The organism is Streptomyces sp. SID3212, from assembly GCF_009865405.1.
Lineage (GTDB): Bacteria > Actinomycetota > Actinomycetes > Streptomycetales > Streptomycetaceae > Streptomyces.
Window position 1 is genome coordinate 1 of record NZ_WWJY01000546.1, and the last position, 10,608, is coordinate 10,608.

The 10,608-nt window shown below is 70.1% G+C and carries 13 protein-coding genes, 1 tRNA gene and 1 pseudogene; 7 read left to right on the plus strand and 8 right to left on the minus strand.

Features of this window, described 5'->3' with window-relative positions:
* Positions 1-137: 137 nt before the first annotated feature.
* Both GT042_RS16475 and GT042_RS16480 read right to left on the minus strand, forming a co-directional pair.
* Entirely contained in the window at positions 138-440 is a 303-nt protein-coding gene (locus tag GT042_RS16475) for a co-chaperone GroES (RefSeq protein ID WP_161309485.1), read from the minus strand.
* A gap of 112 nt (positions 441-552) precedes the next feature.
* Positions 553-873, minus strand: coding sequence for a DUF3618 domain-containing protein (locus tag GT042_RS16480; protein WP_161309473.1), 321 nt, complete (start codon positions 871-873; stop codon positions 553-555).
* Between the two features lie 226 nt (positions 874-1,099).
* Here GT042_RS16480 and bcp point away from each other — a divergent pair, with 226 nt between their 5' ends.
* A complete protein-coding gene (bcp, locus tag GT042_RS16485; RefSeq protein ID WP_161309474.1) occupies positions 1,100-1,567 on the plus strand; it encodes a thioredoxin-dependent thiol peroxidase in 468 nt (155 codons plus the stop codon).
* Here the strand turns inward: bcp and GT042_RS16490 are convergent.
* Positions 1,510-2,802 carry an FAD-dependent monooxygenase gene (locus GT042_RS16490; protein WP_161309475.1) on the minus strand — a complete coding sequence of 431 codons (1,293 nt, stop codon included), beginning with the start codon at positions 2,800-2,802 and terminating at the stop codon, positions 1,510-1,512. The genes bcp and GT042_RS16490 overlap by 58 nt on opposite strands.
* A gap of 204 nt (positions 2,803-3,006) precedes the next feature.
* Between GT042_RS16490 and GT042_RS16495 the strand changes: the two genes are divergently transcribed.
* From GT042_RS16495 to GT042_RS16510, 4 genes are all read left to right on the plus strand, one after another.
* Positions 3,007-4,020 (plus strand): GntR family transcriptional regulator, encoded by a 1,014-nt coding sequence (locus GT042_RS16495; RefSeq protein ID WP_161309476.1) that lies wholly within the window; start codon positions 3,007-3,009, stop codon positions 4,018-4,020.
* A gap of 121 nt (positions 4,021-4,141) precedes the next feature.
* Positions 4,142-4,795, plus strand: a complete 654-nt coding sequence (locus tag GT042_RS16500; RefSeq protein ID WP_161309477.1) for an HNH endonuclease signature motif containing protein — start codon at positions 4,142-4,144, stop codon at positions 4,793-4,795.
* Positions 4,792-5,457, plus strand: a complete 666-nt coding sequence (locus GT042_RS16505; protein WP_161309478.1) for an HNH endonuclease signature motif containing protein — start codon at positions 4,792-4,794, stop codon at positions 5,455-5,457. The genes GT042_RS16500 and GT042_RS16505 overlap by 4 nt, the downstream gene beginning before the upstream one ends.
* Positions 5,458-5,511: 54 nt before the next feature.
* Positions 5,512-5,595 (plus strand) — tRNA-Leu (locus GT042_RS16510).
* A 58-nt stretch (positions 5,596-5,653) separates the two neighbouring features.
* On the opposite strand, the gene rdgB is transcribed toward GT042_RS16510, so the two are convergent.
* The 4 genes from rdgB to GT042_RS16530 all read right to left on the minus strand — a co-directional run bounded on the left by rdgB (position 5,654) and on the right by GT042_RS16530 (position 7,910).
* On the minus strand, positions 5,654-6,256 hold the full coding sequence (rdgB, locus tag GT042_RS16515; protein ID WP_161309479.1) for an RdgB/HAM1 family non-canonical purine NTP pyrophosphatase: 603 nt from the start codon (positions 6,254-6,256) through the stop codon (positions 5,654-5,656).
* A gap of 42 nt (positions 6,257-6,298) precedes the next feature.
* On the minus strand, positions 6,299-6,685 hold the full coding sequence (locus tag GT042_RS16520; protein WP_161309480.1) for a hypothetical protein: 387 nt from the start codon (positions 6,683-6,685) through the stop codon (positions 6,299-6,301).
* Positions 6,686-6,821: 136 nt separating this feature from the next.
* Positions 6,822-7,553 carry a ribonuclease PH gene (gene rph, locus GT042_RS16525; protein WP_161309481.1) on the minus strand — a complete coding sequence of 244 codons (732 nt, stop codon included), beginning with the start codon at positions 7,551-7,553 and terminating at the stop codon, positions 6,822-6,824.
* A 123-nt stretch (positions 7,554-7,676) separates the two neighbouring features.
* Positions 7,677-7,910: a PTS glucose/sucrose transporter subunit IIB gene (locus tag GT042_RS16530; RefSeq protein WP_161309482.1), complete on the minus strand. Its 234-nt coding sequence runs from the start codon at positions 7,908-7,910 to the stop codon at positions 7,677-7,679.
* Between the two features lie 322 nt (positions 7,911-8,232).
* Between GT042_RS16530 and GT042_RS16535 the strand changes: the two genes are divergently transcribed.
* Positions 8,233-9,495, plus strand: a complete 1,263-nt coding sequence (locus GT042_RS16535) for a PTS transporter subunit EIIC (protein ID WP_161309483.1) — start codon at positions 8,233-8,235, stop codon at positions 9,493-9,495.
* Between the two features lie 86 nt (positions 9,496-9,581).
* Here GT042_RS16535 and GT042_RS16540 read toward each other — a convergent pair whose 3' ends face one another.
* Positions 9,582-10,334, minus strand: coding sequence for an MBL fold metallo-hydrolase (locus GT042_RS16540; protein WP_161309484.1), 753 nt, complete (start codon positions 10,332-10,334; stop codon positions 9,582-9,584).
* A gap of 177 nt (positions 10,335-10,511) precedes the next feature.
* Here GT042_RS16540 and GT042_RS16545 point away from each other — a divergent pair.
* Positions 10,512-10,608: pseudogene (locus GT042_RS16545) on the plus strand (type II toxin-antitoxin system PemK/MazF family toxin); the annotation flags it as partial.

A 10,608-nucleotide genomic window follows, 5' to 3' on the forward strand; every position in this document is an offset into this window, starting at 1 on the left:
CGGGGGCACGGGCGGGACGGGGGACGTACCACCGCCGCCGGGGGCGGGCCGCTAGGGGGTGTTCGCGGACACGTTCTAGACCAGACCAGCGGTCTGGACAGCTGTCCCCGCCGCGCGACCGACCGGGCACGCCCCGGCTACAGATACAACCCGGTCGAGTCCTCGGAGCCCTCGAAGCGGTCCGCCGCGACCGCGTGCAGGTCACGCTCCCGCATCAGGACGTACGCCACCCCGCGCACCTCGACCTCGCCGCGGTCCTCGGGGTCGTACAGCACCCGGTCCCCCGGCTTCACCGTCCGTACGCTCTGCCCCACCGCGACCACCTCGGCCCAGGCCAGCCGCCGGCCGACCGCCGCCGTCGCCGGAATCAGGATGCCGCCGGAGGAGCGCCGCTCGCCCTCCGCGATGTCCGTACTCACCAGGACCCGGTCGTGGAGCATGCGGATGGGCAGCTTGTCGTCGGTGTTCTCACTCACGCCCCAGAACCTACCCGCCCGCGCGGGGCGCCCCCGCCACAGGGGCGCGGCAGCCGCCGCGCCCCTCCTGGTCAGGTCACCGGCGGCGGCGGCGCGCCGACATCGCGTACAGCCCCACGATCCCCACCGCGAGCAGCGCCACCGGCACCACCCGCTCCAGGCGCGGCGCGCCGTCCATGCCGACGAACTGCGTCCGCAGACCCGCGACCGCCCTGTTCACGGCGACGAACGCCCGTCCGGCCGTCTGGTCCACGCTGGAGGCCACCTTGGCCTTCGCGTCGCCGACGATCGTCTTCGGGTGCACCCGCACCCCGATCTCGTCGAGCGTCTCGGCGAGCTGCCCGCGCCGGCGGACGATGTCCGCCTCGATCTGCGCCGGGGTCCTGGAATCCGACACCGCGCTGCCTCCGTCGTCGTGTCCGGTAATCCTTCGTCAGTACTTCTGTCCGTACCGCTCGACAGTCTGTCAGCTCAGCGGCCCGCGCACCCGGCGGCACCCCCTATCGGGCCCGGCCGCATTACCCTCGGCAACGTACCTCCGTACGCCTGGGACCTCGGTGCGCCTGACCGCGTGTACCCCGAGATCGGGCGATACCCCACCTCCACCGAGGAGAACCAGAACCATGAGTGAGCGACTTCAGCCCGGCGACACCGCCCCCGCCTTCACCCTGCCCGACGCGGACGGCAACGACGTCTCCCTCGGTGACCACAAGGGCCGCAAGGTCATCGTGTACTTCTACCCGGCCGCCATGACCACCGGCTGCACCAAGCAGGCCTGCGACTTCACCGACAATCTCGACCTGCTGGCGGGCGCCGGTTACGACGTCATCGGCGTGTCGCCGGACAAGCCGGAGAAGCTGGCGAAGTTCCGGGAGAAGGAGAACCTGCGGGTCACGCTGGTCGCGGACCCCGAGAAGGCCGTTCTGACGGCGTACGGCGCCTACGGCGAGAAGACGACGTACGGCAAGACCGTGACCGGCGTGATCCGGTCGACGATCATCGTGGACGAGGACGGCAAGGTGGAGCAGGCGCTCTACAACGTCCGGGCGACGGGGCATGTGGCCAAGATCATCAAGGACCTGGGCATCTGACCTGACCCCGCGCCCCTGAACGCCCTCTGCGGCCGGGATCCCTCCACCCGAGATGTCCCGGCCGGTTCGCGTGCGCGCTGGAGCGAGATCGCGTTCTTGGCGCGGGCGACGGACTCCTCGGAGGCGGGGCCGCCGGGGTTCTCCGTGGCCAGGGCCTGGTTGAGCGTGACGAAGGGCCGCATCCGGTCCTCGTACCGGGAGAAGGCGCCCGCGTGGCCGCCGTCGCCTTCCCCCGTCCGGCCCAGCTCCTCGGCGAGCACATGGGCGCCGACCAGGGCCAGGCCGGTGCCCTGGCCGGACAGCGGTGACGCGCAGTATCCGGCGTCGCCCAGCAGGACGACCCTGCCGCGCGACCAGCGGCCCATGCGGATCTGGGCCATCGCGTCGCAGTAGAAGTCGGGCGCGGTGGCGGCGGCCTTCGCGAGTCCCTCCGCCGCCTCCCAGCGCATGCCGGCGAGCCGGTCGACGACGATCTTCCGGAACCGCTCGGGGTCCCGGCTGTCCCGGCTGTCCCGGCTGCCCCGGTCGTCCCCGCCATCCGGGCCGCCGCCGAGGGGCTCCGACCGGAAGCCGAAGGCGATCCGCAGCTCGGCGTTGTCGCGGACGGGCATGACGCCGAAGCCGTTGTCACCGTCCTGGAGCCACACCTGCCACTGGTCGAGGCCGAGGAAGTTGTCGGCGCCGAAGACAGAGAGGTACGTGCCCAGGTGGTGCGCGTACCGCTCCTCCGGGCCGAAGACCAGCCGCCGTACGGTCGAATGCAGCCCGTCCGCCCCCACGACCAGGTCGAAGACGCGGGAGGGCGCGTGTGCGAAGTCGGCGCGTACGCCGTCCTGTTGCTCGGTGAGCGCGGTGACGGTGTCGCCGAAGAGGTACGTGACCCCGTCGCGGGCGTGTTCGTGGAGCAGCGACACCAGGTCCTCCAGGAGGAGTTCGATGTCGTCGCTGTCCAACCGACCGCTGCTGTAGGCGACTTCGGTGGAGCGGTGGACCTCGTTCCCGTCGGCGTCGAGGACGGACATGCCCCGGATACGGGTACGGAGTCCCCGCGCCCGCTCCAGCAGCCCCATCCGCCCGACGACGTCGAGGGCGGCCCCCCGGATGTCGACCGCCTGACCACCGCGGCGGGGCGCGGAGGCGCGCTCGACGACGGTGGGCGCGAAGCCGCGGCGGCGGAGGTGGTGAGCGAGCGCGGAGCCGGCGATACCGGCGCCGGAGATCAGTACGGTCTTCATGCGGAGCCCCTTTCGTACGGCGTACGCGACTGAATGTACGGCGTACGAACAGGGCTGCCAACTGGTAGTTTGGCGCGGCTGTACTAGGCCAGGGGGCGGAAATGACGGCGCGGCGGGACATCGCTCCAGCGGGCAGCTGCCCTAGCACAGGAGCGAAGACGCACGAAAAACAATCCGATCCGAGGATCCGAGGAGACGAAGTCGATGCCCAGAACCACCCGGTCGAAGCAGTCACCACCACCTCCTCCTCCGTACCTGCGGATCGTGGCGGACATCCGGCGGCGCGTCGCGGACGGCGAACTCGCCCCCGGCGACCGGGTGCCGTCGACCCGGCAGATCGCGCGGGAGTGGGGCGTGGCACTGGCCACCGCCACGAAGGCGCTGGCGCGGCTGGGGAGGGAGGGGGTGGTGGAAGCGCGCCCGAGGGTGGGGACGGTGGTGGCGGGACCGGCGAAGGAGCCACGACCACGCGGGGAACACCCCCTGGAAGCGGCCCCCCGCCGCCTCCCGCCTCCCCCCGAACTCCTCACCCGGGAACGGATCGTCGAGGCGGCCGTGGAGATCGCGGACGCGGAGGGACTGGCGGCGCTCTCCATGCGCGGGGTCGCGGCGCGGCTCGGGGTGGCCGCGATGTCTCCGTACCGGTACGTCGACAGCAAGGAGGACCTGGTCCTGCTGATGGCGGACGCGGCGTTCGGGGAGGCGGAGTACCCGGACGCGGCCACGTTCCCGGACGACTGGCGGGCACGGGTGGAACTGGGCACGCGCACGCTGTGGCGCCTCTACCGCAAGCACCCGTGGCTGGCCCAACTCCACCCGCTCTCGCGCCCCTTGATGCTGCCGAACCTGATGGTCCACGCCGAGTGGATGCTGAGCGCGCTGGACGGCCACGGCCTGGATCCGGTGACGATGTTCGACCTGCACGTGCTCCTGTACGGCTACGTCCAGGGCCTCGCGGTCAACCTGGAACGCGAGGAGCAGGCGGCGGCGTCCACGGGCCTGACGGAGGACGAGTGGCTGGACGGCCAGGCGGCGGCGATGGAACGGATCGTCACGTCACCGCGCTTCCCGGTGGTCGGCCGGGTGATCACGGGCCTGGGCGACGGCTACGACCTGGACCTGGACGCCCTGTTGGAGTTCGGCCTGCGGCCACTGCTGGACGGGATCGCGGTGATGGTGGAGGCCGGCGCCGAGGGGGCCTCGGACGCCGGCACCTGAGCCCGCCGCTCCCGCCCGAAGAGGCAACCTCGGTTCCGTTTATCGGACGTAACCATCCGATATCCGGTTCGTTGTCCCGTACGGAGAACGAACACACACCCGGACCGGAGGGACGGAATCCATGCCACCGAGCCCCTACTCACGAGAACGCCTCGCGGAGGCGGCGAGCTCGTCGCGGACGATGTCGGAGGCGCTGACGAAGTTGGGCGTCGACCAGAAGCCGGCGAAACGGCGGTACATAGCCGAGCGGATGAAGGAACTGGGCATCGAGACCTCGCACTTCGAGCGCGAAGGACTCCGCTGGTCCCGCGCGACACTCGAATCGGCCGTCGCGGCGTCGACCAGCATGTGCGAGGTCCTCCGACGCCTCGGGGTCGAGGTGGTCGGCGGGCAGCACACGCACATCAGCCGCCGGGTGAAGGCGCTCGGCATCGACACGTCCCACTTCACACCGCAGGTACGCACCGCGCGGATGCGCATGAACCGCAATCGCCGGTCGGCCGAGGAGATCCTGGTCGCCACGGACGAGGCGCACGCCCGCCGCACGCCCAGCTCACTGCTCAAGCGGGCGATGGTCGACCTGGGGCGGGAGGAGAAATGCGCGCTCTGCGGCTGCGGTTCCACCTGGCGCGGTTGCCCCCTTCCCCTTGAGGTGGACCACATCAACGGCGACTGGCGCGACAACCGCATCGAGAATCTGCGGATCCTGTGCCCCAACTGCCACTCGACCACGGACACCTACCGCCGGAGCAAGCACCGGGCGGAAAGCCGATGAGCCAGGTCCAGCGCTATACACACCGCAGGCTGGCCGAGGCGGCCGAGCAATGCCACGACATCGATGAGGTGATCGCCCTACTGGGGACGCGCCCCTACGAGCACCTGCGGCGGTACCTGACCCGGCGCTTCGCCCACTTCGGGATCGACATCTCTCATTTCCGTCCCGTCGGCGCCCGCAGGCGGAAGCCGCGCCCCTCGGCCGAGGCGCTGCGGGAAGCCGTCGCCCCGTCCGTCTCCGTCGCCGAGGCCCTGCGGCGGCTGGGCCGGCCGGACGACGGAAGACAACGAGCGCTGCTGAGGCAGTGGACGAGCGACGAAGGCATCTCGACGTCCCACTTCCTGGGCCAGGCGCATCAACGCGGAAAGCCCGGCAGAACACAGGCCAGACCTCCCGAAGACGTCCTCGTGAAGCACAACGGGCCGCAGCGGACCCGCGCCGTCCAACTCCGCCGGGCCCTGTACGCGGTGGGCGTTCCCCAACTGTGCGCCGAATGCGGGACGGGGCCGGCCTGGCGGGGCAGGCCGATGACACTGGAGGTCGACCACATCAACGGTGACTGGAGCGACGACCGCCGGGACAACCTCCGACTGCTGTGCCCCAACTGCCACGCCGTCACCCCCACGTGGTGCCGAGGAGGCACTCGGAGCCGTACGCCCTAGAGGACCTCTTTGGATCCAGCTCAGCCGCCTGCCCGGTACGATGGCAGGCGGCTAGCGGCGGTGGCGCAACGGCGACGCGGCAGACTTAGGATCTGTGGCCTGTGAAAGGGCTTGAGGGTTCGAATCCCTTCCGCCGCACCCCAAACGGCCTGCGCATCGAAGGATCGATGCGCAGGCCGTTTCTGTCCCTCCGGCGTCAGGCCAGCAGTTCCCGCACCGCCGGCACCAGCCCCCGGAACGCCTTCCCCCGGTGGCTGATCGCGTTCTTCTCCTGCGGAGACAGCTCCGCGCACGTCCGCGTTTCGCCCTCCGGCTGGAGGATCGGGTCGTAGCCGAAGCCGTTCGTGCCCGTGGGGGTGGTGCGGAGGGTGCCCAGGAGGCGGCCCTCCACCACGCGTTCCGTGCCGTCGGGCAGCGCCAGGGCCGCGGCGCACGCGAAGTGGGCCCCGCGGTGCGGGGGCGCGATGTCGGCGAGCTGGGCCAGGAGCAGGGCCAGGTTCGCGGAGTCGTCGCCGTGGGTGCCCGACCAGCGGGCCGAGAAGATGCCGGGCGCGCCGCCCAGGACGTCCACGCACAGGCCGGAGTCGTCGGCGACGGCCGGGAGGCCGGTGGCGTCGGCCAGGGCGTGCGCCTTGAGCAGGGCGTTCTCGGCGAAGGTGACGCCGGTTTCCTTGACGTCCGGGATGTCGGGGTAGGCGTCCGCGCCGACGAGGTCGTGGGGCAGGCCCACGTCGGCGAGGATGGCCTTGAGTTCGGTGAGTTTCCCGGCGTTGCGGGTGGCGAGGATCAGGCGCGTCATGCCCTCAGTATCGCCTTCGGTGGCGAGGCGTTGCGTGGCGCTTCACGGCGTGCAGATCTTGCCTATCTCCGTCGCCGCGTCCGTGACCGGCGTGAGGTCGGGGCTGTTGTCGCCGTCCTTGACCGCCGTGCGGACGTTGTTCACGCCGTCGGACAGTTGGTCCACCGCCTTGCTCAGGTCGGCGTTGTCCGTCTTGTCGTTGAGGTTGTCGAGTTCGTTGTCGATGCCGCTCAGCGCGTCGTCGATCTTCAGCGGGTCGTCGCCGGCGTCGGATATCGCCTGCTGGAGGTTGCCGACGCTGTCGCTGATGGCCTCGGCGGTCTGGACGCAGTCCAGTGCCTTGTCGAGTGCGCCGCATCCGGCCACCGCGCTCAGGGTGAGCATCGTGGCTGCTGCGGCGAGTGCGGTACGGCGGTGGCGCGGGCCCATCTCGGATCCCCCCGGGGATGAAAGGTCTTACGCGGGCGGGCGTACGGTTCTGCCCGTACGCCCGTGCGCATAGAGACGCCTGGGGGTGATCCTTGGTTGCGTCTTTACCCGGCGGCCGAACCCCCGCGGAGACGCCCTAGGGCGTTCCCTCCAGCGCCGCCCGCTGGATCGTCGCGAGGTCCGCGCAGCCGGCCGTCGCGAGGTCGAGGAGCGTGTTGAGTTCCTTGCGGTCGAACGGCTCCGCCTCCGCCGTGCCCTGGATCTCGACGAAGCGGCCGTCGCCGGTGCAGACGACGTTCATGTCGGTGTCGGCGCGGACGTCCTCCTCGTACCGCAGGTCGAGCAGCGGGGTGCCGTCCACGATGCCGACGCTGACCGCCGCGACCGTGCCGACGAGCGGCTTGCGTCCCGCCTTGACGATCTTCTTGCCCTGGGCCCACGCGACGGCGTCGGCGAGGGCGACGTACGCGCCGGTGATGGCGGCGGTGCGGGTGCCGCCGTCGGCCTGGAGGACGTCGCAGTCGAGGACGATCGTGTTCTCGCCGAGCGCCTTGTAGTCGATGACGGCGCGCAGCGAGCGGCCGATGAGGCGGCTGATCTCGTGCGTACGGCCGCCGATCTTGCCGCGTACGGATTCCCGGTCGCCGCGGGTGTTGGTGGCGCGGGGCAGCATCGAGTACTCGCCGGTGACCCAGCCTTCCCCGCTGCCTTTGCGCCAGCGGGGGACGCCTTCGGTGAAGGAGGCGGTGCAGAGGACTTTGGTGTCGCCGAAGGAGACGAGGACGGAGCCCTCGGCGTGCTTGCTCCATCCGCGTTCGATGGTGACGGGGCGGAGCTGTTCGGGGGTGCGGCCGTCGATGCGAGACATGGCCATGAGCCTAGCGGGGATGGGTGAGGGGCCCGTTCCGGTGGTGGGCGTAGGGGCCGGTTCCCGTGGGTGCGCGTACGGGCTCCGGTGAGCGGTCAGGCCGTCCGTGCGGTGGGGCCGGCGTCACATCATGTCTTCGATGTCCGCCGCGATGGGGTCCGCGTCGGTGCCGATGACCACCTGGATCGCCGTGCCCATCTTGACGACGCCGTGGGTCCCGGCGGCCTTGAGCGCCTTCTCGTCCACGAGGGAGGGGTCCACGACCTCGGTGCGGAGGCGGGTGATGCAGCCTTCGACTTCTTCGATGTTCTCGAGCCCGCCGAGCCCGGCGACGATCTTCTCAGCCTTGGTGGCCATGTCTTTCTCCAGCTCTAGAGCGTTTTGTCACAGTGACGTTTTGTCACGGTAACGCACAGTCGCCCCCTCTTCGCGGGCGCGGCGACCGGCCCACAACGTACCCCAACTGGTCTACACCACTCCCGCCGCCGTCGCGGTCGCGACTATGGCCCAGACCACATTAAAGAAGGTTCCTTATCCAACCCACACCATGTTAGAACTGGTCTACACCACTGAGTGGTGTAGACCACATGGCCCGCGCGCTGTGGTTCGAGCTGACGCCGCCGTCTCCCCCGCACGTCCCCCTGTCCCTTGGCGGTGCCATGTCTTCTGGAGGAAGTTGATGACTACGGCCACCGCCGCGGCGGCACCCGCCCCCGCCCCCGCCAGGAAGCGGGGCTCCGGAGTGTTCCAGGGCCTCCAGAAGGTGGGGCGCAGTCTTCAGCTGCCGATCGCCGTTCTGCCGGCCGCGGGCCTGATGGTCCGCCTGGGCGCCGACGACGTGTTCGGCAAGGACGGCCTCGGCTGGGACAAGGTCGCCTCCGTCTTCAGCAACGCCGGGGGCGCCCTGACCGGCGCCCTGCCGCTGCTGTTCTGTGTCGGCGTGGCGATCGGCTTCGCCAAGAAGGCGGACGGTTCCACGGCGCTCGCCGCGCTCGTCGGCTTCCTGGTCTACAGCAAGGTGCTCCAGGCGTTCCCGGTCACCGACGCCGTGATCACCCCGAAGGCCGACATAGCCGCGACGTACAACGACCCGGGTGTGTTCGGCGGCATCATCATGGGGCTCCTCGCCGCGGTGCTGTGGCAGCGCTTCCACCGTACGAAACTGGTCGACTGGCTCGGCTTCTTCAACGGCCGCCGGCTCGTCCCGATCATCATGGCCTTCGTCGGCACGATCGTCGGGGTGGTCTTCGGTCTGGTCTGGGAGCCCATCGGCGACGGCATCACCGACGTCGGCCAGTGGATCACCGGTCTCGGCTCCGGCGGGTCCGCGCTCTTCGGCGCGGTGAACCGCGGTCTGATCCCCGTCGGCATGCACCAGTTCGTGAACACGGTGGCGTGGTTCCAGCTCGGTGACTTCAAGGACGCGGCCGGGGTGGTCGTCCACGGTGACTACAACCGCTTCCTCGCCGGCGACCCGAGCGCCGGGATGTTCATGTCCGGGTTCTTCCCGATCATGATGTTCGGCCTGCCCGCCGCCGCCCTCGCCATGGCGCACACCGCCCGCCCCGAGCGCCGCAAGGCCGTGCTGGGCATGATGGTCTCGCTGGCCCTCACCTCGTTCGTGACCGGGGTCACCGAGCCCATCGAGTTCTCGTTCATGTTCATCGCGCCGCTGCTCTACGTGATCCATGTGGTCCTCACCGCCGCCTCGATGGCGCTGACCTGGTCCCTGGGTGTGCACGACGGCTTCAACTTCTCCGCCGGCGCCATCGACTACGCGCTGAACTGGAACATCGCCACCCGCCCATGGCTGATCATCCCCATCGGGCTGTTGTTCGCCGCGATCTACTACGGCGTATTCCGGTACGCGATCGTCAAGTTCGACCTCAAGACTCCGGGCCGCGAGCCCGAGGAAGAGGTCGACGACCTCACCAAGGCGTAGGACGCGACACGTCGAAGCCCCCGTCCCTCCGCGGAGGGACGGGGGCTTCGACGTGTCGTCGGACGGCAGACGTCAGACGGCGGACGTCAGAGCTCGTACACCGCTCCTGGCACGGCCAGTTCGGCCGGACCGTCGTACACCGCGCGCGCGTCGGCCAGGTTCCGCTCGGCGTCCGTCCACGGCGGGATGTGGGTGAGCACCAGCCGCCGCGCCCGGGCGCGGGCGGCGTGGGCGCCGGCCTCGCGGCCGTTGAGGTGCAGGCCGGGGATGTCTTCCTTGCCGTACGTGAACGCCGCCTCGCACAGGAACAGGTCCGTGTCCTCGGCCAGCTCGACCAGCGGTTCGCACACGCCGGTGTCTCCCGAGTAGGTGAGCGAGCGGCCGTCGTGCTCGACGCGTACGCCGAAGGTGTCGACGGGGTGCGCGACCTTCTCCGTACGTACCTGGAAGGGGCCGATGTCGAAGGAGCCCGGCTTGAGCGTCCGGAAGTCGAAGACCTCACTCATGGACTTGTCCGTCGGGGTGTCCGCGTAAGCCGTGGTGAGCCGCTGTTCGGTGCCTTCGGGGCCGTACACCGGCAGGGCGCCGCAGCGCCCGCCGTCGAAGCGGTAGTAGCGGGCGACGAAGTACCCGCACATGTCTATGCAGTGGTCCGCGTGGAGATGGCTGAGGAAGATGGCGTCGAGGTCGTACAGACCGACATGGCGTTGCAGCTCGCCCAGGGCGCCGTTGCCCATGTCGAGGAGCAACCGGAAGCCGTCGGCCTCTACGAGGTAGCTGGAGCAGGCCGATCCCACCGAGGGAAAGGAGCCCGAGCAGCCGACGACGGTGAGCTTCATGGAGCGTGAACCTCCGTTGCGTGGACGGGGGTCGTTCGGTCTTCGAGCGTAAGGCGCGAAAGGGCCGGTCGCTCCTCCACACCGGTCGTCTGTGGGCGAACTCACCTGCTCTGTCACCGGTTCGGATGGATCGCCGGTTCGGCGCGATACCTTCGGCGGGGCGATACCTTCGGCGTCATGAATACGACGTGGTGGATCGTTCTGGTCGTCGTGGTGGCGCTCGCGCTGGTCGCCTCGGTGGTGGACGGCTGGGGGCGCAGCCCCCGCCCGGGTG